This window comes from Oculatella sp. LEGE 06141 (genome assembly GCF_015207605.1).
Taxonomy (GTDB): Bacteria; Cyanobacteriota; Cyanobacteriia; order Elainellales; family Elainellaceae; genus Oculatella.
In genome coordinates this window covers 228498-252143 of sequence record NZ_JADEWO010000004.1, presented here as the reverse complement: position 1 = coordinate 252143, position 23646 = coordinate 228498, and the positions used below count along the sequence as shown (strand labels likewise).

The following is a 23646-nucleotide window of genomic DNA, read 5'->3' as shown; positions in this document are numbered from 1 at the left end:
ATTTGGCACCCTTCAACCCCAAACCCCAGCCCATTCCAGCCCCCCTTAGACGAGATAAGAGAATTCTCATTTAACGTTCATTAAACTCTACTTAAACCAACGTTAAACTATGGCCTAACGTCAGGCAAATAAGCCGTTTGACGGCATGGAAAGAACCGTTGAGAACCGTTCAACAGTCTGAATTCGCCCGGGTTAAGAAATTGAAGAGGCGAACGCAGCACGTTTGCAGCGTTTCAGACAACCCCATTCAGACAACCCCATAACGTCCGTCCAAAAAGCGATCGCGCCGATTTGGACTAGCAAGCTGGTGGGTTTTATGGGCATCTACCACTTCAGACCGATTTGTACAAGTGGTTCAGATATGACAAAACAGATAGACAAGCGCATTGAGTCAGCCGTTGGCAGAGGGGAACCTCACTACCCAGTTCAATTGTCCATCACCAGCCAAATTATGGTCGTTTATGGGCTGTTGTTCCTGGCGTTAGTAGTGGCTGGCTGGCAAACGAGAGTTCCTGTGCATCAACTCACCCGCGATCCAGTGGCGATCGTCCAGGGTCAGTTTTACTACGGCTTATTTTCAAACATTGGCATATTAATCTGGTGCGCTTCAGCGGCCATCTGTTTTTTTAGCGGCTTCATTCTCAAACAGTTAAGATGCCAGCCAGCCTTTCAGTCCTTCTTAAGGGCATCGGGAGCTTTAACCTCCATGCTTTTGCTAGATGACCTCTTCTTAATTCATGAAGATGCCATCCCCAATTATTTAGGTATTTCAGAAAAACTTGTCTTTCTGGCCTACGGCCTGATCACGGCACTGTATCTGGTTCGCTTTCGCAAGGTCATATTGAGAACAAATTATGTGATTTTTGCGATCGCGTTTATGTTCTTAGCCGCATCGGTATTCATTGATCTGTTGCCGGGATTGAGCCGATGGATACCTTTACCACCCATGTTGTTAGGCGAAAATTATTTGCTGGAAGATGGCGCTAAGCTGTTTGGCATTACCACCTGGTTCTTTTACTTTGCCCATGTGGGGCTGCGTCAGGTGCAGCAGGCGACCCAACCGCAAATCTAAAAGTCGCCCGCTGGTTTTGAACATCATGATAGAGAGCTGGGTTGGGACGAAGAACCAGCGAAGTATCCTATAAGAAGGCGCAACCGTTAGGTTACTGTACTTTTTCTGTAACCTGGACAAAGCAGCCAAAGCCAGTTCAGCGGGTAATTATGTCAGACTCTCCATCTCTGCGCGATCGCTACTCCACCCTCATCGACCAGATCATTGAGGCAACCCTCAAGGGCAAAATCCGCTCGAAAGAGCAGGTTTATCAAATGCTGGTGGAGGGGGTTGATCCGGGGACAGGCGAGATATTTGAACGTGAATTGGGCGATCGCATCATAACGATTCAACACCAGCTCGACTCCCAAACAGACGAGTTCAAGCAAGCCAAAGCACAGCGAAGCCAGCGTGCCCTGCAAACCATTCGGGGGGAATGGGAACGGTGGCAAGAACGCAATCAAGCAACAGCAGCCCTCTCAACAGCCGTGCAACGCATTCAGCAAGCCGAGGAAGGCGATCGGCTGTCTACCTTCCTGAGCATTGCCGATCCAAATCGTTCTCAGGCGCTTAATCTGGCTCAGCTACAGCAGTTGGCAACCGCGTTGCAACAACAACCAGAGGGGGCGAAGTCTTCCACCCAAATTGCTCAGGGAATTCGTCAGGGTCTCGACTCCTGGCAGCGGTTAGAAAACCATCTGGTCAGTTGGATCTACGATCAGAGTCAAGGTCAACTTGGGTTCGAGGGCGTTCCCGGACAACGCGGACCGTGGCCGCTGTGGGCAAAGCAGGTAAATCGCCCGATTCCCCAGGCGTTGTTTCAAACGCTGGCGCTAGAGCAATCTACCGTGGAATGGGCAGCACAGGAGCCGATAGACCTCACCGATCTGGTCGAACTGGTGGTGATGCTTCGCTGTTTGCAACAGGGATTAGTCGCCTGGTTTGATAAACTCGTCTACGACTCAAAAGTAGGCGCAAAGCTATCTATTTCAACATTTTTGGCCTTTGCTGTGATTTGGTCACAGTTGGCTAATGGCTTCAACCAGTCTTCCCGTGTTGGCTCCGAGCGTTCGACCTTTGCCAATGGCTGTTTTCAACTAACCCTGCAACTGCTGCGAACCTTTGCCCAGCGCGACTACTTCCCGCTCTATGGCGGGATCTTTGCATCATTTGCGGGCAACTACTTACGCAACGCGTTGGACTATCTAGACGAACCGTTGCGTCAGGCCGAAGGCACCCAGGAAAAAGCCCGAATCATGACGTTAATCGGCTATTCTGCCCGCGTTCAAGGTCAGTTAGCGCGATCGATCGCCTTTCATCAGCAGGCGCTCACAACGGCCCGTGAGGCGGGTGATGCTTCATGTGAAATTGCCAACTTAAACCATCTCAGCCGCACAGAGGTTGCTCAGGCGCAATACTCAGAAGCAATTAACTATAGCCAGCGAGCGCTGATCCTCAGCCGCCAAACCGGAAATCGGTTGGGCGAAGCCAACGCGCTGGCCAATCTTGGCTACAGCGAAGTCTTTCAAGCACAAGAGCTAGAACAAGCCGACCCAGAGCTATACGAAGCAGCAATCAACTACTTGCAGCAGGGCTTAGAACTTTCTGAACGGTTGGGCGATCGCCAAAGTCAGGCGCTTTGTCTCAGCAGTCTGGGCATTGCTCACGTTACCATCGACCAGGCTCAGGCTGCCGTCGGATTTCTAGAAAGTGGGTTTCAAGCGTCTCAGTTTTCGGGCGACTTATATTTGCAAGGGCTTAACCTGGCCTATTTGGCAGAAGCACACTATCGCCTCAACCATGCAGACAAGGCGATCGCCACTGGTTGCGTTGGCATGTATCTGCTGGAGCAAATTGCCTCAACCACATGGCGACAGGTAGCAGGTTTACTCACGGTGATGCAGGGACAGATGGGCGAAGCTGATTTTCAAAGACGGTTACAGCAGCAGCGCCCTCAAATTATTTCAATTATTGGTGTTGATGGCTACGATCACCTGCCAGAACTATTCCGCCAGTATCGAGAGGGAGCCTAGCAACTCAGGCCAGGCAAACGAGCCGCATTGAGGAGCATCTCAGCGCTGCGCGCCACCTGCACCCCTTCAGGTTGCCCTTGCTGGTTCTCAACGCACCTCGGCAGAGGGCACCCCCGAAGTGAGACGATTCTCGTTTCTTAGGCCAATATTCACTTCGAGAACTGTCACAGAAACCCAAATCGTCCCTGTGACCGCAACTTAGTATTAAAAGTAACAAGACCCCATATCGGGCAGGTGAGAAGCATGAGGACGAGTTTGAAACGGTTCAGCATCATTCCAATGGCATTAGCAGCAGGGCTGGCGATCGCTACATCCGCCCAGGCCGATGTCCAAACCCCTATTTCGTCGCCCGTTACCGTGAGAGGAAACTCTGGCGGATCACAATCGAGTCAGTGTGGTTACATTTCTAGCAATCCTAACGAAGTTTTGCAAGTGTCTGGTTCTCCAGCGTCCTTGCGCTTCAGAGTCGAAGGTCAAGGCCAGCCAACCCTACTCATTCGCGGTTCTGGCAACCCAATTTGTGTCATGGCAGACAGTTTTTCCGGCGGCACGATCGAGGTACCCGGTCGGCTTGAACCCGGAACATACTCCATCTTTGTTGGCGATCGCTCACAGGCCAACCACCCCTTTACGCTGTCCATTAGCCAGGAAAATTGAGTCATCTGTTGCACCTTGCCGACCCGCTAAAAATCGGGGCACCTCTGTAGAGGTGCCCCGATTTTTAGGCTTCAATTCAGGCGTCAACTATGAATCTTCGAGCTGTTTTACAGAAACATCGATCGCCTCAACATCAACCGTACCTGGCGGTGTCAATCGCTGAAAATGACCGGCATCCACCTTGAGCGGTTCACCACAACTGGGGCATCGGAGCTGCATACCGTTAATCCCAGCCGACTCGTAGTGGCAAACCGGACACTGAGCTTCAACCAGGTTGCGCTTTAGCCACCAGCGAAATCCAACAAACGCAACCACAGGCGCTAGTATAATCAACCCAATCAGGATTAGAAACGATTTAACCAGCCAACCCAGCCCAACCGCCCCTAATAGCCAAACAATGGCAAAGGCGGTAAGCCAGAACCCGATGCCCGATACGTTAAATTGCAGGCTTCTAAAGCTATTTTGATTCACAGCAACCTCCTACGGTTCTTATGCATCCAATTGAGACGCTTTCTCCTAACTTAATTAGATGCTCATTGCAAAAAGAATCGATTTAAGCGGGTCTTAAATTTCTTCTTCCAGCATAGAGCAAGCGACACGCAAGCGACAGCAACCGGAGAGAGCGACCTCTGCACCCGTACACGGTTTTACAAACGCACGCTTCTATACGCTCGCTAAAATCCGTGGGTTAACGGCTCAAGCGGCCTCAACAAATTCCAGCCTAATCTTTTTAGGCTTTTTTGATTGGGTTGCGGTCAGGATAGGACACAAAGATCTGGTTTAACCGCTGCACAAATGCCTCTTTGCCAAATAAGGCGATCGATTGTTGTCGCAGCCATTGCCCATCACAACGGCGATCGCACTCGTTACTCTCAGGTGCCGTACGGCAAATTTCGCGTCCCTTCAACATTTCAATGCACGCCCTGGTCACAGCCACCGGGTCGCGATGGGGCACCTGCCAGCCCAACTTACCATCTTGCAACGGTTCCGACGACCCATCCGCATCACCTGACAAGACCGGGATACCGCAAGCCATCGCTTCTAGATACACAATCCCAAACCCTTCTTGAGACGGCATAACGTAGGCTTCCGCTAATCGATAATGTTCTGGCAGGTCGGCAGTTGGCACAAACCCAGCAAACACGACCCGATCGGCCACACCTAACTCGTGAGCCAGGTTCGCTAAACGGGGCTGGTCGTCTCCTCGGCCAATGACCAGATACTTCACATCCGGGAACACAGCAGCGATCGCCGGCAGTGCCCGAATTGTGACGTCCACCCCTTTATAGATATCGCCCGACCACAGCCGCGCCACTGTCATTAAGACTCTGGCTCCAGTTAAGCCATAGCGCTCCAGCAAAACAGGTGACTTTGCGCCCGGTGTAAAGCGATCGCCATCCACTGGACACGGCAACATCTGGATCTGGTGAGGGTTGAGCTGATTCGACGCGCAAGCCGCATCTCGGCTGTAACGGCTGATGGTCCAAATTTGATCAGCATGATGCAGCGCGCGGCGCGGCGCAGGCGGCAATGGAAACCACACTTCCTTACCGTAGGTAATGACCGTATAGGGAATTCCTAACGGTCTACAGAGCATCTGCACCAACGGCGCTAAATTCATGTGCCCACAGAAAACCCGCTGCGGTCTTTCCCGCAACAGATAGAGCAATAGTGCAATAGCCAGCCTCAACCGTCCCAAAGCGGGAGGAGAGGTCTTTAGATAGTGAAACTTGAGGGAACTGACCTGCAACGGATTCTGACAACCCGTTCCGTCTCGCAACAGAAACACATCTGCCTGCGGCTGATGGGCGAGAGTCGAATAGCCATGAAGAATATCTTGAACGTAAGACTGGATACCACCTTCACGTTCGAAAATCTCTAGAAATATAAATAAGTTAGCTGTTTTCGCCATACCCCGATTGATTCAATCACCCTGTTGAGGATGGAACTAATGTTAGGTTGCCCTATCGAGGGAAGCGATTGTGCAATCGTTGCTAAATCCTACCAAACCAACATGAAGCCGCTGGTTTTGGTCAAATAGATTAACAAAATCTTTGTATCTTCTGGCCTTTGGGGGGGCAGGTGCTTTACGGCCTCATTACATAAGGCTGCCGTTTAAAGCAAACCAGTCCTGAGCCGTGGGCAACAGCAGTGCCAAACAGCTAACAGTCCGAAGCCGTCTAACGGCCTAAACCTTGGACTCGGCACGAACCCCCAGCCGGTTTTTAACAATGGTCAAACAGTTGCGGTTGTCTGGATACCGTTCATAGGTAACGCGATCGGCTAAACGGCGCAGCAAAAACCAGCCATAGCCGCCAATGTGCAGGGTTCCAGGTTCCGGCTCTTCTAACGCATCCGGGTTAAAGGGCTTTCCATAGTCCCAAATTCGGATTTCAATTCGGTCATCCCAAAGCGCCAGGTCAATGTCAATGGATGTTTCGGCGGGCAACTCCTGGTGAGCGTGGCGCACAGCATTACTAAACCCTTCCGCCAACGCCAGGTTCAGCGGATAGAGTTGCCCCTTGAGCCAGATCAAACTGGAGCCGTATCGTAAACAGAACTGCTTGAACCAGTCTTGCACCTGGTTCAACCCAGTAAGTTCACTTCTAACAGTCAAATGGTCTTGCTGGAACATATCGATGTTCAGCCAGGAATAAGATTCAACTGAATTCAAGCAAACGACTCACTTATAGCAGTTCTTGAATCAATCTCTTGCAACCTTCTGCCTGGAATGAGTGTATCTGTCTTGGTTGATGGGTAGATGGCAGCACCCTGCACCAGTAAGCGGCTGCAATTACTCGTGTTGCTATTTATTAAAACACGCACAAAGACGCCTGTGTTGGTTTCATTCAGGAAGTTTTCCCGTCATGATTCCAGCCACAGGCGTCAACATTATTAACTCGACGTTATTAAAACAATCCGAGAGTTAGGGATGTATCGATTGGGAACGTCGCACCGATACCCAACCAGAGGGTGACAAACGTACCCACCAAGAAGACGGTTGTTGCAACCGGACGACGGAAGGGGTTTTGAAACTTGTTCACGTTTTCGATAAACGGAATCAGCATCAATCCCAGGGGAATACCGCCGTTGAGTGCCACACCCAACAATTTGTTAGGCACAACACGAAGAATCTGGAAAGACGGATAGAGATACCATTCCGGCAAGATTTCCAGAGGCGTTGCAAACGGGTTAGCAGGTTCACCTATCATTGCAGGGTCAAGCACTGCGAGGCTCACGCAACAGGCGATCGTGCCCAAAATTACAACTGGGAAAATATAGAGCAGGTCGTTAGGCCAGGCGGGTTCACCGTAATAGTTGTGTCCCATGCCCTTTTTTAGCTTTTCGCGGAGCAATGGATCGCTCAGATCTGGCTTCTTCAGAGTTGCCATAGTCTGTTTGTGTTCTCCTTAGCGTCTGAAGTAAAAGAAGTTTGATTAAGGTCAATCAGCCGAAGTTGGCTCAGCTCAGTCGGTCTAGCTTATTTTGCAAGTGTATCAGCTCCAGCAAAAGCAGGGCTGTACCCCCCCGACATAAATTGCTTACAAGGGGTGCTTACAAGGGGCCAGAAATACCTTGTTTCCGGATCATCAAGAAGTGCAGCAGCATGAAGACGGCAATTAGCCAGGGCAATACGAATGTATGCAGGCTATAAAAGCGGGTCAGCGTTGACTGACCAACACTTTCACCACCCCGAATCAGTTCAACCATGAGTGAACCGACAACCGGAATGGCCTCAGGAATACCAGAGACAATTTTGACCGCCCAGTAACCTACCTGATCCCAGGGCAATGAATAACCGGTGACACCAAACGAAACGGTGATAACGGCTAGAATGACCCCAGTCACCCAGGTCAATTCACGGGGCTTCTTGAATCCGCCGGTTAGATAGACCCGGAAGACATGCAGAATCATCATCAGCACCATCATGCTGGCTGACCAGCGGTGGATGGAGCGAATGAGCCAACCAAAGTTCACATCGGTCATCAAATACTGAACTGACTGAAAGGCTTCCGCTACAGTTGGCTTGTAGTAGAAGGTCATGGCAAACCCAGTTGCGAACTGGATCAGGAAACAAGTCAGCGTAATTCCGCCTAAGCAATAGAAGATATTGACGTGGGGAGGAACGTATTTGCTAGAAATATCGTCGGCGAGACCCTGAATTTCTAGACGCTCCTCGAACCATTGATAAGCTTTCGAGTCAGTTACCTGCTTAGTAAACATGAAGCGAGTAATCCCAAAACATGCAGTGCTGTCAATAAAAAATGTAACATAGCCCTCAGGCGGATTTCATTCTGCTTGAGACCAAGTGACCGGAATTCTTAGTTTAGGTTTGTTACGATACTTCTTTATGTTTGCGCCTGTTTCGGCTTGATAGAGAGGCATTGAGCAGCAAAACCTACGCTGATAGCTGTGTTTTTGAATCTAAGCGATCGCCGCAAATCTTCATCGAAGTTTAAGATCTGTGTCATGAGAAAACGGGTTTTTCGAGTTGGGCTTCTTTTGGTATTGCCATTGGTGCTGGCGTGGGGGTGTTTGGCTCCTACCGCCTTTGCCTTTACTGAAGAACAACGGTTGCTCAGTGAAGTTTGGCGAATTGTGGATCGTGCCTATGTAGACAACACGTTTAATCACCAAAACTGGTGGTTTGTCAGACAGAAAGCGCTGAGGCAATCCCTGAGCGATCGCGAAGAAACCTACAATGCGATTCAGCAAATGCTGGCCAGCTTGGGCGACCCGTTTACGCGGTTGCTGAAACCCGACCAGTATCGTAGCCTGCAAACCAATACCTCTGGAGAGCTAACCGGAATCGGGATTCAAATTACGCAAGATGTGCAAACCGGAGAGTTGCGGGTCATTGCCCCAGTAGAAGGCTCTCCTGCGGATGCGGCTGGCATTCAACCGCGCGATCGCATTATCAAAATTGATGGAACATTCACCAAAAACCTGACCCTGGATGAAGCGGCAGAGCGGATGCGCGGCCCTGCCGGGAGTGCAGTGGTGTTGACCATCGCCCGCGACCAGGCTGACCCGTTGGATGTCGAACTGAAGCGAGAGCGCATTTCGTTAAACCCCGTCTTTGCCGAGCTGCGTCCCCAATCGCAGGACAACACGATTGGCTACATTCGCCTTAATCAGTTCAACGCCAACGCCACGGCTGAATTAACGAATGCCATCAATCAATTGGAGGCCGATGGAGCCACCGCTTATATCTTGGATTTGCGAAACAATCCTGGTGGGTTGTTGCAAGCCGGAATCGAAATTGCGCGGCTGTGGCTTGGCACGGGTACAGTCGTTTATGTCGTTAACCGAGACGGGATTCAAGACAGCTTTGATGCCAGCGGCGAGCCGTTAACCACCGACCCGCTAGTTATCCTGGTGAACCAGGGAACAGCCAGCGCCAGCGAGATTTTGGCCGGAGCCTTGCAAGATAATGGCCGAGCGGAACTGGTGGGCGAGCGCACGTTTGGTAAGGGCTTAATTCAGTCTCTGTTTAACCTGTCCGATGGCTCTGGATTAGCGGTGACGATCGCCAAATACGAAACGCCCAACCATCATGACATTAACCAACGAGGCATTGCGCCCGACGTGGTTGTGCAGCAAGCGCTGATGCCACGCGATCAGCTTGGAACAGATGCCGATCAGCAGTATCTGGCTGCCGTTCAGTTGTTAACCCAGCAAGCGGTCATCGCGGGTGCAGGCTAGCCGGGGACGAACGTACCACGACCCGTTGCATGGAGCGATCGCTTTAGATGAAAGCGACCCCGTTGAAGCGCTGCTGATTCAAATGATTGATACTCCAGCCTTTCAGCGATTGCGCCGCATTCGGCAACTGGGGCCAGCCAGTTTGACGTTTCACGGTGCAGAAGGCTCAAGGTTTACCCATTCGCTTGGCGTAATGGCCGTAACTCGTCGCGCTTTTGACCGAATTGCCAAATATTACCCAGAAATTAAGCCCTATCGTGCGACGGTTCTGTGTGCAGCACTGTTGCACGACATTGGTCATGGCCCGTTTAGCCACACTTGCGAGGAGGTTTTTGGTAGCCACCATGAACACTGGACTGAACGCATCCTGCAAGAATTTCAGCCGATTCGACAGGGTTTAACCGCGTTTGATGCCATGCTGCTGCCGCAGATTACGCAGGTTTACCATAAGCAACATCCCATTCCCCTGGTCTGGCAGTTAATTTCAAGCCAACTCGACTGCGATCGCCTCGATTATCTGATGCGAGACAGTTACTTTACGGGTGCGTCGTACGGCAAGTTGGATTTAGACCGAATCTTGATGGCCTTGAACTATGACCCGGTGAGCCAGCAGCTTGTGGTGGCGGGTAAAGGAATGGCAGCAATTGAGCATTATTTAGTGGTGCGCTATTTCATGTATGCCCAGGTCTACAACCATCCCAAAAACGTGGCGGCATCGTGGGTGTTGGAGCAGGCTTTCAGGCGAGCGCAAGAACAGATGCATCTGGGTCAGTTGGAGGCTGATCCAACCGTCACCGTATGGTTGCAGCAAAACTGCGATCGCATACCGCTAAACGACTACCTAGCAGCCGATGATGGTGTCTTTACTTATCATCTGCAACGCTGGCAGAACCATCCTGATCCGGTCTTATCTGACCTTTGTCGCCGCTTTATCGATCGGGACTTGCTAAAAGCCTGGGATGTGACGCAACTTGAAACAGATCAAACAGAACGCCTCCTGCAAACCGTGCAGCAAGCACTGAAACCATCAGGATTAGCGCCAGGTTATTATACGGGTTTCAAAACAGCCTTTAGCCGGGGCTATACCCTTTACCAACGGGGAATCATGTTGCAGACTGAAACCGGATTACAGGAAATCAGTGAATTATCACCGCTGGTTAAAACCTTAACTCAGCCCTATTCCAGACGTTGGCTCATTTACCCACGAGAGGTGGAGCCTGTTCTGCGATCGCTATCGTGCCCTTGATTCGCCGCTACGATTGCAGCCAGCAATAACATAGCGTTAAAAGTACTTCATATGCAGACAGAGGAGCGAACCTGACGTCAAACTCTGAATATTTGCCTCATCTCTCCATCTTGCTCGCACTATCGAGCGTTTTTGTATGCAGAGTCCGATCCGCCGCGTCCTTACTGGTCTGGTTTTTTTCGTCACTACCCTGATCATAGCCGTTCTGGGATATACCCTATTCGGTTGGACATTGCTAGATGCAATTTACATGGTAGTCATCACTGTTTATGGGGTTGGGTATGGTGAAGTTCGTCCGCTAGACACTCCCTCGTTAAAGATTTTTACCATGTTGGTCATCATTGCAGGGACATCGTCAGTCGTATATGCCGTTGGAGGATTCATTCAAATGGTGGCAGAAGGTGAGATCGATCGAGCATTAGATCACCATCGCAAAAGCAAAGAGATCGAAAGCTTGCGCGATCATGTGATTATCTGTGGGTTTGGTCGCATTGGGCAAACGCTAGCGCGGAAGCTAGTAGAAGCACGCCAGCCGTTTGTTGTGATTGATAGCGATGGCGATCGCATTGCCCTGGCAGGATCAATGAACTACATCGTTTATAACGGCGATGCAACGGATGAAGAAACATTGGAAGCGACGGGCATTGAACATGCCAAGGTACTGGCGACGGTTTTGCCAGATGATGCCACCAATGTTTTCATTACGCTGACTGCCCGTGGGTTGAATCCAAAGTTAGTGATTGTATCACGGGGTGAACTGCCATCCACCGAAAATAAGTTGCGGTTAGCCGGAGCCGATCATGTAGTCCTACCGGCCACCATTAGCGGGTTACGAATGGCTAACCTGATTACGCATCCCAATACGATTGAATTCTTGGATCAAGATGATGAGCGCAACCGCTTGAATGAATTGTTAGCAAAGATCGATGTTCAGATTGATGAGCTAGTGGTTCCAGAGGCTTCTGCTTTGGTGGGAGCTACCGTTGGCGACCTGGAAGTGCGCGGCAAAGGTACTTTCGTTGTGGTTGCTCTACGTCAAAGTAATGGCAAGACTGTCACGCACCCCAGCCATTCAATTGTTCTACGTGGGGGAGACATCGTCATTGTTTTAGGGCATCGAGGCGACATTCCCCAGTTTGTTCGTCAGTTTGAAATCCGGCGGCAGCTTCGGTATCGAGGAGCCAAATCGTAGGATATCCAGGTCTGACTGGAGGGGCAGGCAAGGACTCGTTCCGGTTTGATTTACTCACTGAAGTAGGCGATCGCATTTCCAATCTCAACGGGACAGAAGACATACACCAATTGCCCCCAGTTTGTACCAGGGGCAATCTCGTTTTCTATGGCATTTTCTACGGCTCAGTCACTGAAGCTTAGGCATCTTTCCACAGTTGCAAAATCTTGTCAGGCAAATAGCCTTCAACTTCTTTGATTCGCTCCTCTGACAGCTCATCTTTAGTGGCTGCAAACACAGCGGTGATCGCCTCTTCAGGGGCTACGCCTCTGGGCAAACCTGCTTCCTGGTTAATGCGAAACAGAAAAGTGTCCGCCTTAATTTTGAGCGGTGGTCGAATTCGGCTTAGAAAGCTAACAATGGGGTTTGTATCTTTCCACAACTCTGCCACTTCGTTTTGTAACGCTTTATCGTCTGTTGGCAAGGCTTCTTCGTGCAACTCAGACGCAACGCGATCAGATGCCTCAGTTGTCATCATGTCACGCATGGTGCGGAAGACTACTTCGGTTACATCTCTAGCATCAAAAATATCTTCCAAATTGCCCTTTACCATCACCTTCTCCAGGAAAGGCATACTCTCTGTCACAATGGGTACAGCAGGGCCTTTACCCAAAGCTTGCGGCGGATCTTGCTCCATCTTTTCCAGCATTCTGCGACCTTTATCCGTCAGCTCAGCTTTGCTAAAGGTAATCAGGTGAGGGAGCGGGCCATCCGATGCGCCAAACGTGTTTGCAATGCGAGCATCAAACTCTTTAGGAGCCACAGCATCGGGAACATCTTCCTGATTACCGTAAGCGTTACCCGTAAATTCGGCGTCAATATATTGTTTCTGATTTAGGTAATCTAAATGACCGAGCAAATCTGACTCACTAAGCTGTCTGCCAGCAAAATCTTCAGGTGTGAGATTCACTTCATGCACACCCTGGTTCGGCTTGTCGCCCTCGCTAATCTTTTTGAGCAAGATGTACATGACATCATCTCGTAAAGCAATTGGCATTTTAGTTTCTCCTTATACCGGCCATCACAATCTACGCAGAGAATAAAACGCAGCTGCCGTTGTCTACATCTACTACAAGGGACATTTTTGTAACGCTTCTGACAGCAGCACTGATCTTCAGAAGAGAAATGTGTTTCAGATTGCACTTTCCGCCCAAACGACCCCTATCTATGGCACTCTGAAACTAGAGAGACTCTCTCTTCGATTAAACCCAACCCTTTTGAAATCCTGAAACGCTGGGTATGCAGACTCTTCCTACTCCTGCCACCGCCACGTCAACGCTTTCTCTCTCTACCGATCCGACGATTCATCGCCGCAAAACTCGCCCGGTTCCCGTGGGCAACGTCACCATCGGCGGAGGGCATCCAGTCCTCGTTCAGTCCATGATCAACGAAGATACGCTAGATGTTGACGGCGCGGTCGCTGCCATCCGTCGGCTGCATGAAATTGGCTGCGAACTGGTACGCGTCACTGTTCCCAGTTTGGCTCACGCGAAAGCAGTGGGCGACATTAAGCAGAAGCTAGCAGCCACCTATCAGCCGGTGCCTCTAGTGGCAGATGTACACCACAACGGCATGAAAATTGCCCTGGAGGTGGCAAACCATGTTGATAAGGTGCGGATTAATCCAGGGCTGTACGTGTTTGAGAAACCAAAAGGCGATCGCACCGAATACACCCAGTCCGAATTTGACGAAATTGGCGACAAAATTCGCGCCACCCTAGAACCTCTGGTCATTTCCCTGCGCGACCAGGGGAAAGCCATGCGGATTGGCGTCAACCACGGTTCGTTAGCCGAACGGATGCTGTTCACCTATGGCGACACGCCCGAAGGCATGGTGGAATCGGCGCTGGAGTTTATCCGCATTTGTGAGTCGCTTCAGTTTCGCAACCTGGTCATTTCGCTGAAAGCGTCTCGCGTGCCCGTAATGCTGGCCGCCTATCGCCTGATGGCTCAGCGTATGGACACACTGGGAATGGACTATCCCCTGCACCTGGGCGTAACAGAAGCCGGAGATGGGGAATATGGCCGCATCAAATCAACCGCCGGAATTGGTACCCTGCTGGCAGAAGGCATTGGCGATACCATTCGCGTATCGTTGACCGAAGCGCCTGAAAAAGAGATTCCAGTTTGCTACAGTATCTTACAGGCACTGGGGCTACGGAAAACGATGGTGGAATACGTGGCCTGTCCCTCCTGTGGACGAACCCTGTTTAACCTGGAGGACGTGCTGCACCAGGTGCGGGAAGCTACGAAGCACCTCACCGGGCTTGATATTGCCGTTATGGGCTGCATCGTGAACGGGCCGGGCGAAATGGCAGATGCCGATTATGGCTATGTAGGTAAGCAGCCTGGCTACATTTCTCTGTATCGGGGCAGAGAGGAAATCAAGCGGGTGCCTGAAGATCAGGGTGTTGAGGAGTTGATTAATCTTATCAAGACAGACGGTCGTTGGGTGGAACCTTAAAGTTTTGCTTAAACCCAGCGGCAATTAGGCAGATTTTCATCTGTCGTCTGGATGAGGCTATGTTAGATTGGGCGTACTCTCCCTACACTGTTGTCTTTGGCTTAACCAGACTATGACGATTACGAAGCGTGGACTTGTTCTTGGCGCAACCGCTGTTGCGGTTACTACAGTCACCGTTACGGGGGCAGGCTTGCACTTGTCTCAGGGGCAGGCTTTTTTTCAAGAAAGTCCTAAGGAGCTAGTGGATGAAGTCTGGCAGCTTGTCGATCGCAATTACGTAGACGCTACCTTCAATCAGGTAGATTGGCAAGCCGTTCGACGCGAGTATTTGGGTCGCTCCTATACTGACCGGGAAGAAGCCTACACGGCAATTCGAGAAATGCTGGAAAAGCTTGACGATCCATACACTCGGTTTATGGACCCGCAAGAGTTCCGCAACATGCAAATAGATACGTCGGGAGAGCTAACCGGGGTCGGAATTCAGCTTTCGCAAGACGAAGAGACAAAAGAACTGCTGGTTATTGCGCCGATTGAAGATACGCCTGCGTTTGAAGCCGGGATTTTGGCACAGGATGTCATCATCAAGATTGACGGTCAAGATACGGAAGGGATGGATGTGAATCAGGCAGTCACGTTGATTCGCGGCCCCGTTGGCAGTGAGGTAACGCTAACCGTTCGCCGGGGCGATCGCCAGCTAGAGTTCCCCATGCGACGGGCACAGATTGAACTTCATCCAGTTCGCTTTTCAGTGCAAGATAGCCCCAACGGCAGAATAGGCTACATTCGCCTTACCCAGTTCAGCGCGAATGCGGCTGAAGAGATGAAGGCCGCTATCGACAGCCTGGAGCAAGAAAACATTACAGGCTATGTCCTGGATTTGCGCTCTAATCCGGGTGGGTTGCTTTATGCCAGCATCGATATCGCTCGTATGTGGCTCGAAGATGGCGTGATTGTATCAACAGTCGATCGCCAGGGTGTCTCGGATGAAGAAAGTGCCAACGGGCAAGCGCTAACGGAACGACCGCTGGTGGTTCTGGTCGATGGCGGTTCTGCCAGTGCCAGTGAAATTTTGTCGGGAGCCTTGCAAGACAACAAGCGAGCGATGGTCGTTGGAACGCAAACCTTTGGGAAAGGGTTAGTCCAATCGGTTCGTGGATTGGGCGATGGTTCTGGATTGGCTGTCACCGTTGCCAAATATCTCACCCCCAGCGGACGAGATATTAACCACGAGGGGATTGCGCCGGATGTGATGATCGAACTGTCTGATGAACAGCGAGAACAGCTATCCCGTGACCTGACCCAGGTTGGCACACCTCAAGATCCGCAGTATGCCAGAGCGTTAGATGTGCTGGCTCAAGAGGTGAGAGCCAGTCAAGAAAACAGACGGGCGGAAACAAGACCGCAATAGAAGAGAGCTATTAGCAACCCAACAGGGCTAGGGAGCGTGAATCGTGGGTTTAGCAGTAGTGCTGAACCCACGATTTTTTGGCATGAGTGATATTTAGATTGGTTGGCATTTACCAGCCCGAATCAGACCCACTCGACGGGCGATCGCTTCCCCCTGAGAGGCAAATGGCCCCCATTGTTCGGATGGTTCAGATTGAGCAGTGCTGCTGTCTATCTGGCTTTTAGAAACAACTTGGCAATGACCATCATCCTGTTTGACGATATACCAAACCTCTGTACTCATACCCATTCAACTCCACGACCAGTCATCTTTACCAGCATACGGCTTTACCTAATTTCAATCTGTGTCCTCAACCGTTCACCATTCAGGCTAGAATGCCAGAGCCGCATCAGATTGTTTGGGGGATCAGCCCAAGTAAGGTTGAATTGAGTTCAGCCCAGGGAAAGTCCGGTGAAAATCCGGCACTGTGCCGCAACTGTGAATGGTAGAACGAGCCTGCTTTACAGTCTTGCAATGCGCTCGGTTTTGCCAGAAGTCAGAATGCCTGCCTGATGCAATGTCCTGAATTAGTGCCCGCGATGCACGGGCAAGGGTTAATTATGCAGAGCTTGGTTTTATCACGTCCATCTGCGATGGACTGTATCGGTACGGTATTGGAGTCGGTTCAGCTAACGCCAACCATCAAGTCCATTCGGCTACGTTTGAACCAGCCCACGTTCACCTTTTTGCCCGGTCAATCCATTTGGCCTGTGTTTGAACGCGAAGGACAACAGTTCAAAAAGATTTATTCGATCGCCTCATCTCCGTCCCAATGCCCAGAGATAGACCTTTGCGTCTCTCGTGTGGGCTGGAGTTCGGCTTATCTTCAAGATTTGAACGTAGGAGATCGTATTGCAGCCCGAGGGCCATACGGCCTCATGACCCTCGACCAATTGCCCACCCGACCCCGACTATACATTGCGGAGGGATCTGGCATTGCTCCTTTAAAGAGCCAAATTGACTGGCTCAAAGAGAGTGGATTTAGCCGTCCGGTGTGGCTGGTGCAGTCGAATCCAGAAACGACGGAACACCTGCCCTATGTCAACTACTGGCGATCGCTGACTCAGTACTGGCGATCGTTCCACTATGTTGAGGCGATCGGAGACAGCATCGAACGGCAACTAGCATACCAGGCGTTAGATCTATCTCAGTTTGAGATTGACATCTGCGGGGTCGATCGGCGACCTGATGAAATTCATACCTTTGTGCTGGCCTTGGGAGCCAAACCCGAACGGGTTCGCTTCGAGAAATTTGTCGCCTTCTAAATCATGGCAAAATAGACAAACGTGGATGGACGCTAAGCCTGGTCCATCTACGTTTGTTTCATCTCTCGGTTATGACTCTAAAACAGCAAGATCCTGGTTCGTCTCAACAAACGCCGGATACGGCTCCACCCGTTTCGCCTCAAACCGATTCGTTTATGTCTCGCGTCTGGAAATCCTGCCGCAACACAGTGGCAGCACAGCGAGACAATATTCAAATTATTGGCATTGCCCTGACGCTGGCGATCGTGATTCGGCTGTTTATTGCCGAACCGCGCTACATTCCATCCGACTCGATGATGCCAACGCTGGAAATTGGCGATCGCCTGGTGGTCGAAAAGCTATCCTACCGCTTCCGTTCGCCGCAAGCGGGCGACATCATTGTATTTGACCCACCCGCCAGACTCCAGGAATTTGGCTACACCACCGATCAAGCATTCATTAAGCGCATTATCGGCCAACCGGGGCAAACCGTCGAGGTGCGAGATGGCACGGTTTATGTCAACCAGCAGCCGCTAATAGAACCGTATATTGCGGCACCACCGGCCTATGAACTCAATTTGGTAACGGTACCAGAGGGGCAGTTCTTCGTGATGGGAGACAACCGCAACAACAGTAATGACTCGCACGTATGGGGCTTTTTGCCAGCAGAAAACATCATTGGGCGGGCGGTCTTTCGGTTTTGGAGTCCCAATCGCATTGGGGCGATCGAAACAAAAACACCGTTGGTTGCCCCATCCATGCCGCTCAAGGTGCCAGGTTAACGCCTCAATAAAAGCTACAGTGCTGGATCGCCGCTCCTAAAAGCAGAGATAGTGCATGATCTCTGCCGTCAACCCTCCCGGCAGCGCCAACCGCTGCTGCAAATCTGCCAGATTGCGGTACTTGCCGTTTGTTTGACGATGTTGCACGATCGCCCTTGCCAAAAATAGATCGATCGCCGGAATGCGTGTCAACAGCTCCACCGAGGCCGTGTTTGGGTTGATGGGCTGAACCGCACACACGCTGTCTGCGTCGTAATAGCAAAACCGCAGCAGTGGTTCCAAGGGTTTGAGCCGCTGGATTGGCACGCTCAATGCTGCCGCCAAATCATCTAAACAGTGAAACGAAACACCAGACTGGCTTAAGGCAACGAGCGATCGCGCCTGGTGAATCGATATCCCCGGCAACCGCAACCAGTCGTCAACACTGGACTGGTTAACATCAAGATGCATCCCTAATTCAGCCGCCAGCCGCACTTCATCTACAGACTGCAAGCGATAGTATGGATCGTTCAAAATGCGCGATCGAATGGGGTGAAGCTGCGTCTTCACCTCCGTCCCCAACCGATTTACTGATGACCACCAGTCTGACAACGCCATGACTTAATTGTTTGATGATTCGGTTAAACGATGCGATCGAGCAACTGCCGCCGCTTTTGTTCAAACTCAAACTCTGAAATTAGCCCATCTTGCCGCAAGGTATCCAGTTGGCGCAACGCGTCGGCCACGGCTCCCACCCGAGCCGGATCAACGGCTTCCACGGGAGAGACCGAAGCCGCACTCAGCGGAGCCGATGCATTAAAATTGCGCTTAAATTCATCGGAACTTTGCAGCAAATACCAGATGCCTTCAATTACACTGGCAAATTTGGGTACAGGTGTCCAGGATAGCAGCACGTAGAAAATTCCCCACATCGGCTGTCCCAAATAGAACTTATGGAGTCCTGGTATCAGAATGCCAGAAATGGCTAAGACCGCAGCCAGTTTTTGATCCTTTGGCTTACTTAACATGAGCAGCACCGTTTAAAGGGCGTTAAAGGGCGAAAAGCGATCGAGGTCACAAACGACTACAACTGCTCTTATCATATCGACCCAATCGCAGCAGTTCATGCAATTCACGCAACTAAGAACAGGCCATCTTTCGTGCCAGACTGGCGATCGAGCCATGCCATTTGTCCGGTTCATTGCTCATATCCACATGACACGTCGCGATTGCTACAGCCTGGATCGGTTTGCCAGTGGCACAATGCGATCGCACAGAATTGTTACTGGCCTGGTTGGTCGGCAAGAAGACACGGTAGATTAGGATCAGCATTTACCGGGTGCTGCTCTTTTTATGACGAAAAAATAGCTACAGCCGCCATAATTGGTTGGCCATAACGCTTTGGCGTTAACCCCAGTTGTTGATATTCTTACATCTGAAGCGGTAATTGAATCTAACCAGGTCGTTCAGAGGATGTCTAAGCAGTGCTAAGCCCCACTCGAACCGCCCCCTGAATTTCCCAAACCGGGGAGACTTCCGAGCTAATTCTGACTTAAAGTTCTCCAGAATGAGAGGATTTAAGGGAGCCAATCCAGATTGATGCAGACTATTGCATCCTTTCAGACATCCTCCCAGTCGAAATGGAACTGATTCCACCCGTTTTTCCAAATAAGCTGCATTCTACTCTGTTCCATGCCACCCAACGATAGCGATCGCTCAATCGCATTGCTTCCAGGGATCTGTGGCGACAGTTGAGTATCTTCAGGGGCACGTTTCTAGACTTTATAGTTAGTATCAGCGCTCGTTCATTCGTTATATCGGCTTGCAACGGATTAATGTTACAGACTCTTTTTTCTACAGACTGGCTGAAGCAGTTTTCAGATCCGTATGCTGTCTTGGGCTTATCTGTGACTGCGGACGATCGCCGAATCTTGAAGCGTTACCATGCCGTTGCCAAAACGCTGCACCCTGACGCTTACATCACTACCGATACCAACACCCGTGAATTAGCAAACAGCCTGCTGGCGCATTTGGTCAATCCGGCATATCAACAACTGAAGCAAGACAGCAGCCGAGCAGAAGTGTTGGCAATGTTGCGGTTTCGGGTGCGCCGCTTAAACCAGGAAGATTCGCTGGGGTTGCAAAGCGATGGGGCACGTCGCCTTCTAACGACTCCGGTTGCGGCGGCAGATATTGTGTACGAGCAGGCGATCGCCGAATTAGCCGAACCGCAATATCAGTCTCTAGAGCAGTTTGAGCAGATTACCCACCAACTGGGAGAACTCAACTTAGTTTACTTGCGGCTTAAGCTCAACGAAACGCCGATTCGAGAAAAGCGAACAGGTCTTGTTTCTGCGGCTGAAGCGAAACCCGTTCAATATACGCCAGTGCCAGCAGAGGCAGCACGATACACCACCGATTACGCTCAGCGCCATTACGAACGAGCGCAAGAATACATGAAAAAGGCAAATTGGCCGATGGCAGTACAAGAGTTACGAGATGCCATTCGCATTGAGTCAAACCGGAGTGACTACCATTCATTACTGGCAAAAGCCTATTTGATGCAAAACCTGCCCGGTATGGCAAAGGTTCATTTTCGACAAGCGCTCAAATTCAACCCCAACGATGCGTTGGCGTTAGAATATGCCAAACGGTTAGGAGTGACGCAAGAAGAACCCGTCAACAAGCAGCCCACTGAGCGCAAAGGCGGGTTGTTTGGGTTGTTTGGCAAAAAGCAGTAGGCGATCGTTGAGAGGATGGTTCAACCGTTTCTCAGCGTTTCAGTCACTACTCTCCGTCACTATTTATAGTAAAAACTGAAGTGTTTTAAGGTATCAATTCGTAGCTGAATCAAGCGACAAAACCGTTTGACGGGTTTAGAAACCTTAGCCACTAGCTTTTCTGAAAGCGACAATTGGGGAAATTCGTATCGTCTTTGCTCATCAAAATAGCGCTGGTTTGTGTGCGGATCGGCATCACCTTTACTGATTCTGATTTTTTCGATCCTGTCTTTGAAAAAGGGGAAGCGATCGACCGTATCCAACCTGATATCTAACCCCGCTTTTGCAGCAGCAAGGCCGATGGCGCTCCCTTCTCCTGAATAGATGCCATTTAGTTCAAAATAGGGTGCAAGCCAGTCCCATGCCTGCAAAAAATCGGCTTCTTTACCAGCATCCTTTGATACTACAAAGAGAAACTCATTAACGTACAGAACAGTTTCCAGATTGAGATTCCACTTGTGAGCCACTTTCTCAACAATGGAACGTGCTTTTCGATTTTGATTGTGTTTAAGGGTAGAACAACCACTTCGAGCCGTAATGCCGGGAAGCCAGGTCAAATCGTGAGGAACTTCACCCACAACTCTCATATCAGCATCAATGAAGATACAGGCTTCAAAGTGGGACAGTGCTGTTTGAATGACAAACCGTTTATCGTGATAGCACGTCACACCTTGCTGGCTATGTTTAAACGCTAAAACATTAGAGCAAGGTTGAAAGTGTGACGGGTCATCCGTTAAAACCACCAGAGCCTTGCCAGGAGAATATGTTTCTAAATCACCAGCCAACAGCAAGGCAAGAGAACGATATTTCTTTCCTAATGCCAGGGTGCAAAAGCAAACGTGGTGGTAACGACTCATCATATCGATTCAGGAAGTGCGTCCAGCCAGAGCGTTTAATGGTTATACAGTAGAATTCCCTGCCGCTGCAACGAACCACCATCACCATTGAAGTCGCGCCAGCAAAGCCTGATATCCGTTAAGATTGACCGTAAATCGGTATGATTTTGGCACAAGGAAACTAGAAGTCTGCTATGGACCCGTCCGTGGAATTTCAGGACTATTTCGACATTATCGTGGTGGGAGCCGGACACTCTGGGTGCGAGGCAGCTCTGGCAGCGGCGCGGTTGGGCTGTCGCACACTGATGTTGACTCTCAATATGGATCGGATTGCGTGGCAACCTTGTAATCCGGCGGTGGGTGGGCCAGCCAAGTCGCAGTTGACCCATGAGGTAGACGCATTGGGCGGCGAAATTGGCAAAATGGCCGATCGCGCCTATTTGCAAAAACGAGTGCTAAATTCATCGCGAGGGCCAGCCGTGTGGGCGCTGCGTGCCCAAACCGATAAGCGAGAATATTCCAGAATCATGCGGGGCATTGTCGAAGATCAGGACAACCTGATGGTGCGCGAAGGCATGGTAACGGATCTGGTTCTTGGCAATCACGACGAAATTATTGGCGTTCAAACTTACTTTGGTGTTGCGTTTCAATGCAAGGCGGTCATTCTGACCACTGGAACGTTTTTGGGCGGCATTATTTGGGTTGGCAACAAGTCGATGCCAGCCGGACGGGCAGGGGAATTTGCCGCCGTTGGCTTAACCGAAACGCTGAATCGATTAGGGTTTGAAACCGGACGGTTGAAAACGGGAACTCCGGCACGAGTCGATAAGCGATCGCTCGATTATACTCAGCTAGAGCCGCAGCCCGGAGACACAGAGGTGCGCTGGTTCAGCTTCGATCCAGAGGTTTGGGTTGAGCGCGAGCAATTACCGTGCTACCTGACCCGTACCACCCCCGAAACCCACAAGCTGATTCGAGACAACTTGCATTTGTCTCCGGTGTATGGCGGCTGGGTCGATGCCAAGGGGCCGCGCTATTGCCCCAGCATTGAAGACAAAATTGTGCGTTTTGCCGATAAAGACTCGCACCAAATTTTTATTGAACCCGAAGGGCGAGACATTCCAGAGCTTTACATCCAGGGCTTTTCAACCGGGTTGCCCGAAAATTTGCAGGTGCAGATGTTGCGATCGCTTCCCGGCATGGAAAATTGCACCATGCTGCGTCCGGCCTATGCGGTGGAGTATGACTATCTGCCCGCAACTCAGTGCTATCCCACCTTAATGACCAAAAAAGTAGACGGTCTATTTTGTGCAGGGCAAATCAACGGCACCACGGGGTACGAAGAAGCCGCCGCGCAGGGAATCGTTGCGGGTATCAACGCCGCTCGGCTGGTGCGGGGGCAAGAGATGATTGTGTTTCCGCGTGAGCACAGCTACATTGGCACACTGATTGATGACCTGTGTACTAAAGATTTACGGGAACCCTATCGGGTGTTAACCTCTCGCTCAGAATATCGGTTGCTGTTGCGATCGGACAATGCCGATCAGCGGCTCACCCCACTGGGGCGGGAGGTGGGGCTAATTGATGACCGTCGCTGGAGCCTGTTCACCCAGAAGCAAGAAAACATTGCTGCCGAGAAAGAGCGGCTGTACGAAACCCGCGTCAAAGAGCACGATGACTTAGGCCGACAAATTTTTAGCGATACCCAGCAAGCGATCAAAGGCTCCATTACCCTAGCCGATTTGCTGCGCCGACCAGGATTTCATTATGGTGATCTCGATCGCTATGGGTTAAGCAATCCCAGCCTGACTCAAGCTGAACATGAAGGGGCAGAAATTGACATCAAGTATTCGGGTTACATCCAGCGTCAGCAATCGCAAATTGACCAAATTACGCGTCAGGCTAATCGTCCCTTACCCGCCGATTTAGACTATGCGGCGATCGACACGCTATCTAAAGAGTCGCGTGAGAAGCTGGCAAAGATGAGGCCACTAACGATAGGCCAAGCGGCTCGGATGGGGGGCGTTAATCCAGCCGATGTCAACGCGTTGTTGGTGTACCTGGAAATTCAGGCTCGCAAAGGGATTCAGGCTGTCACTCCTTAACTTTATATATCCCTATTTCAGTCCAACGGTTTGGCGTTCCCAGCCGAACCGTTTCAGCATCTGCGAACGGTCTACTACGCTTCATG

General features: G+C 50.8%; 23 protein-coding genes and 1 riboswitch. Of the genes, 13 read left to right on the top strand and 10 right to left on the bottom strand.

Annotation, left to right across the window (positions count from 1 at the left end; all coding sequences use genetic code 11):
* Window positions 1-361: 361 nt before the first annotated feature.
* The 3 genes from IQ268_RS05280 (at window position 362) to IQ268_RS05270 (ending at window position 3741) form a co-directional block, all read left to right on the top strand.
* The gene (locus IQ268_RS05280) at window positions 362-1072 is read left to right on the top strand and encodes a hypothetical protein (RefSeq protein ID WP_193876263.1); all 711 of its coding nucleotides are present in this window, start codon (window positions 362-364) and stop codon (window positions 1070-1072) included.
* A gap of 149 nt (window positions 1073-1221) precedes the next feature.
* Window positions 1222-3084, top strand: a complete 1863-nt coding sequence (locus IQ268_RS05275) for a tetratricopeptide repeat protein (protein WP_193876262.1) — start codon at window positions 1222-1224, stop codon at window positions 3082-3084.
* Between the two features lie 243 nt (window positions 3085-3327).
* A complete protein-coding gene (locus IQ268_RS05270; protein ID WP_193876260.1) occupies window positions 3328-3741 on the top strand; it encodes a hypothetical protein in 414 nt (137 codons plus the stop codon).
* 87 nt (window positions 3742-3828) lie between these two features.
* Here IQ268_RS05270 and IQ268_RS05265 read toward each other — a convergent pair whose 3' ends face one another.
* From IQ268_RS05265 to petB, 5 genes are all read right to left on the bottom strand, one after another.
* A complete protein-coding gene (locus IQ268_RS05265; protein ID WP_193876257.1) occupies window positions 3829-4212 on the bottom strand; it encodes a hypothetical protein in 384 nt (127 codons plus the stop codon).
* 259 nt (window positions 4213-4471) lie between these two features.
* The gene (locus tag IQ268_RS05260) at window positions 4472-5653 is read right to left on the bottom strand and encodes a glycosyltransferase family 4 protein (RefSeq protein WP_193876255.1); all 1182 of its coding nucleotides are present in this window, start codon (window positions 5651-5653) and stop codon (window positions 4472-4474) included.
* A 276-nt stretch (window positions 5654-5929) separates the two neighbouring features.
* A complete protein-coding gene (locus IQ268_RS05255; RefSeq protein WP_193876299.1) occupies window positions 5930-6376 on the bottom strand; it encodes an anti-sigma regulatory factor in 447 nt (148 codons plus the stop codon).
* A 274-nt stretch (window positions 6377-6650) separates the two neighbouring features.
* Window positions 6651-7133 carry a cytochrome b6-f complex subunit IV gene (petD, locus tag IQ268_RS05250; protein ID WP_193876254.1) on the bottom strand — a complete coding sequence of 161 codons (483 nt, stop codon included), beginning with the start codon at window positions 7131-7133 and terminating at the stop codon, window positions 6651-6653.
* Window positions 7134-7296: 163 nt separating this feature from the next.
* Window positions 7297-7965, bottom strand: a complete 669-nt coding sequence (petB, locus tag IQ268_RS05245) for a cytochrome b6 (protein WP_193876252.1) — start codon at window positions 7963-7965, stop codon at window positions 7297-7299.
* Window positions 7966-8211: 246 nt separating this feature from the next.
* Between petB and ctpA the strand changes: the two genes are divergently transcribed.
* The 3 genes from ctpA to IQ268_RS05230 all read left to right on the top strand — a co-directional run bounded on the left by ctpA (window position 8212) and on the right by IQ268_RS05230 (window position 11885).
* Window positions 8212-9447 (top strand): carboxyl-terminal processing protease CtpA, encoded by a 1236-nt coding sequence (gene ctpA, locus IQ268_RS05240; protein ID WP_193876250.1) that lies wholly within the window; start codon window positions 8212-8214, stop codon window positions 9445-9447.
* Window positions 9437-10693, top strand: coding sequence for an HD domain-containing protein (locus IQ268_RS05235; RefSeq protein ID WP_339383558.1), 1257 nt, complete (start codon window positions 9437-9439; stop codon window positions 10691-10693). Before ctpA ends, IQ268_RS05235 begins: the two co-directional genes overlap by 11 nt.
* A gap of 136 nt (window positions 10694-10829) precedes the next feature.
* The gene (locus IQ268_RS05230; protein ID WP_193876248.1) at window positions 10830-11885 is read left to right on the top strand and encodes a TrkA family potassium uptake protein; all 1056 of its coding nucleotides are present in this window, start codon (window positions 10830-10832) and stop codon (window positions 11883-11885) included.
* 178 nt (window positions 11886-12063) lie between these two features.
* Here IQ268_RS05230 and IQ268_RS05225 read toward each other — a convergent pair whose 3' ends face one another.
* Window positions 12064-12921, bottom strand: a complete 858-nt coding sequence (locus tag IQ268_RS05225; protein ID WP_193876246.1) for a DUF2267 domain-containing protein — start codon at window positions 12919-12921, stop codon at window positions 12064-12066.
* 242 nt (window positions 12922-13163) lie between these two features.
* Between IQ268_RS05225 and ispG the strand changes: the two genes are divergently transcribed.
* Window positions 13164-14387 carry a (E)-4-hydroxy-3-methylbut-2-enyl-diphosphate synthase gene (gene ispG, locus IQ268_RS05220; protein WP_193876244.1) on the top strand — a complete coding sequence of 408 codons (1224 nt, stop codon included), beginning with the start codon at window positions 13164-13166 and terminating at the stop codon, window positions 14385-14387.
* A 112-nt stretch (window positions 14388-14499) separates the two neighbouring features.
* Entirely contained in the window at window positions 14500-15795 is a 1296-nt protein-coding gene (ctpC, locus tag IQ268_RS05215; protein ID WP_193876242.1) for a carboxyl-terminal processing protease CtpC, read from the top strand.
* Between the two features lie 93 nt (window positions 15796-15888).
* Here ctpC and IQ268_RS05210 read toward each other — a convergent pair whose 3' ends face one another.
* Window positions 15889-16083, bottom strand: a complete 195-nt coding sequence (locus IQ268_RS05210; protein WP_370584643.1) for a DDE transposase family protein — start codon at window positions 16081-16083, stop codon at window positions 15889-15891.
* A gap of 112 nt (window positions 16084-16195) precedes the next feature.
* A riboswitch (cobalamin riboswitch) is annotated at window positions 16196-16362 on the top strand.
* Between the two features lie 32 nt (window positions 16363-16394).
* On the opposite strand from IQ268_RS05210, the gene IQ268_RS05205 reads away from it, so the two are divergent.
* Window positions 16395-17099, top strand: coding sequence for a ferredoxin--NADP reductase (locus IQ268_RS05205; protein ID WP_193876238.1), 705 nt, complete (start codon window positions 16395-16397; stop codon window positions 17097-17099).
* 155 nt (window positions 17100-17254) lie between these two features.
* Complete coding sequence (gene lepB, locus IQ268_RS05200) at window positions 17255-17860, top strand: signal peptidase I (protein WP_193876295.1); 606 nt, start codon at window positions 17255-17257, stop codon at window positions 17858-17860.
* Window positions 17861-17896: 36 nt separating this feature from the next.
* Here the strand turns inward: lepB and IQ268_RS05195 are convergent, their stop codons facing one another.
* Together IQ268_RS05195 and IQ268_RS05190 are read right to left on the bottom strand one after the other, a co-directional pair.
* Window positions 17897-18457, bottom strand: a complete 561-nt coding sequence (locus tag IQ268_RS05195; RefSeq protein WP_193876236.1) for a ComEA family DNA-binding protein — start codon at window positions 18455-18457, stop codon at window positions 17897-17899.
* 23 nt (window positions 18458-18480) lie between these two features.
* Entirely contained in the window at window positions 18481-18867 is a 387-nt protein-coding gene (locus IQ268_RS05190) for an NINE protein (RefSeq protein WP_193876234.1), read from the bottom strand.
* Window positions 18868-18964: 97 nt separating this feature from the next.
* Here IQ268_RS05190 and IQ268_RS05185 point away from each other — a divergent pair, with 97 nt between their 5' ends.
* Together IQ268_RS05185 and IQ268_RS05180 are read left to right on the top strand one after the other, a co-directional pair.
* On the top strand, window positions 18965-19162 hold the full coding sequence (locus IQ268_RS05185) for a hypothetical protein (RefSeq protein WP_193876232.1): 198 nt from the start codon (window positions 18965-18967) through the stop codon (window positions 19160-19162).
* Between the two features lie 512 nt (window positions 19163-19674).
* On the top strand, window positions 19675-20580 hold the full coding sequence (locus IQ268_RS05180; protein WP_193876230.1) for a J domain-containing protein: 906 nt from the start codon (window positions 19675-19677) through the stop codon (window positions 20578-20580).
* A gap of 59 nt (window positions 20581-20639) precedes the next feature.
* Here the strand turns inward: IQ268_RS05180 and IQ268_RS05175 are convergent, their stop codons facing one another.
* Window positions 20640-21479 carry a hypothetical protein gene (locus tag IQ268_RS05175; RefSeq protein WP_193876228.1) on the bottom strand — a complete coding sequence of 280 codons (840 nt, stop codon included), beginning with the start codon at window positions 21477-21479 and terminating at the stop codon, window positions 20640-20642.
* A gap of 170 nt (window positions 21480-21649) precedes the next feature.
* Between IQ268_RS05175 and mnmG the strand changes: the two genes are divergently transcribed.
* Window positions 21650-23560 (top strand): tRNA uridine-5-carboxymethylaminomethyl(34) synthesis enzyme MnmG, encoded by a 1911-nt coding sequence (gene mnmG / locus IQ268_RS05170; RefSeq protein WP_193876226.1) that lies wholly within the window; start codon window positions 21650-21652, stop codon window positions 23558-23560.
* Window positions 23561-23646: the final 86 nt, after the last annotated feature.

Excerpts from the sequence above, each read along its gene's own strand:
- IQ268_RS05185 (WP_193876232.1), top strand. The coding sequence starts at position 18,965 with ATGCAATTCACGCAACTAAGAACAGGCCATCTTTCGTGCCAGACTGGC.
- IQ268_RS05280 (WP_193876263.1), top strand. The coding sequence starts at position 362 with ATGACAAAACAGATAGACAAGCGCATTGAGTCAGCCGTTGGCAGAGGG.
- petD (WP_193876254.1), bottom strand. The coding sequence starts at position 7,133 with ATGGCAACTCTGAAGAAGCCAGATCTGAGCGATCCATTGCTCCGCGAA.
- IQ268_RS05225 (WP_193876246.1), bottom strand. The coding sequence starts at position 12,921 with ATGCCAATTGCTTTACGAGATGATGTCATGTACATCTTGCTCAAAAAG.
- IQ268_RS05270 (WP_193876260.1), top strand. The coding sequence starts at position 3,328 with ATGAGGACGAGTTTGAAACGGTTCAGCATCATTCCAATGGCATTAGCA.
- IQ268_RS05275 (WP_193876262.1), top strand. The coding sequence starts at position 1,222 with ATGTCAGACTCTCCATCTCTGCGCGATCGCTACTCCACCCTCATCGAC.
- mnmG (WP_193876226.1), top strand. The coding sequence starts at position 21,650 with ATGGACCCGTCCGTGGAATTTCAGGACTATTTCGACATTATCGTGGTG.
- IQ268_RS05195 (WP_193876236.1), bottom strand. The coding sequence starts at position 18,457 with ATGGCGTTGTCAGACTGGTGGTCATCAGTAAATCGGTTGGGGACGGAG.
- IQ268_RS05205 (WP_193876238.1), top strand. The coding sequence starts at position 16,395 with ATGCAGAGCTTGGTTTTATCACGTCCATCTGCGATGGACTGTATCGGT.
- petB (WP_193876252.1), bottom strand. The coding sequence starts at position 7,965 with ATGTTTACTAAGCAGGTAACTGACTCGAAAGCTTATCAATGGTTCGAG.
- lepB (WP_193876295.1), top strand. The coding sequence starts at position 17,255 with ATGTCTCGCGTCTGGAAATCCTGCCGCAACACAGTGGCAGCACAGCGA.
- IQ268_RS05260 (WP_193876255.1), bottom strand. The coding sequence starts at position 5,653 with ATGGCGAAAACAGCTAACTTATTTATATTTCTAGAGATTTTCGAACGT.
- IQ268_RS05255 (WP_193876299.1), bottom strand. The coding sequence starts at position 6,376 with ATGTTCCAGCAAGACCATTTGACTGTTAGAAGTGAACTTACTGGGTTG.
- ctpA (WP_193876250.1), top strand. The coding sequence starts at position 8,212 with ATGAGAAAACGGGTTTTTCGAGTTGGGCTTCTTTTGGTATTGCCATTG.
- IQ268_RS05190 (WP_193876234.1), bottom strand. The coding sequence starts at position 18,867 with ATGTTAAGTAAGCCAAAGGATCAAAAACTGGCTGCGGTCTTAGCCATT.
- IQ268_RS05230 (WP_193876248.1), top strand. The coding sequence starts at position 10,830 with ATGCAGAGTCCGATCCGCCGCGTCCTTACTGGTCTGGTTTTTTTCGTC.
- IQ268_RS05210 (WP_370584643.1), bottom strand. The coding sequence starts at position 16,083 with ATGGGTATGAGTACAGAGGTTTGGTATATCGTCAAACAGGATGATGGT.
- ispG (WP_193876244.1), top strand. The coding sequence starts at position 13,164 with ATGCAGACTCTTCCTACTCCTGCCACCGCCACGTCAACGCTTTCTCTC.
- IQ268_RS05175 (WP_193876228.1), bottom strand. The coding sequence starts at position 21,479 with ATGATGAGTCGTTACCACCACGTTTGCTTTTGCACCCTGGCATTAGGA.
- ctpC (WP_193876242.1), top strand. The coding sequence starts at position 14,500 with ATGACGATTACGAAGCGTGGACTTGTTCTTGGCGCAACCGCTGTTGCG.
- IQ268_RS05180 (WP_193876230.1), top strand. The coding sequence starts at position 19,675 with ATGTTACAGACTCTTTTTTCTACAGACTGGCTGAAGCAGTTTTCAGAT.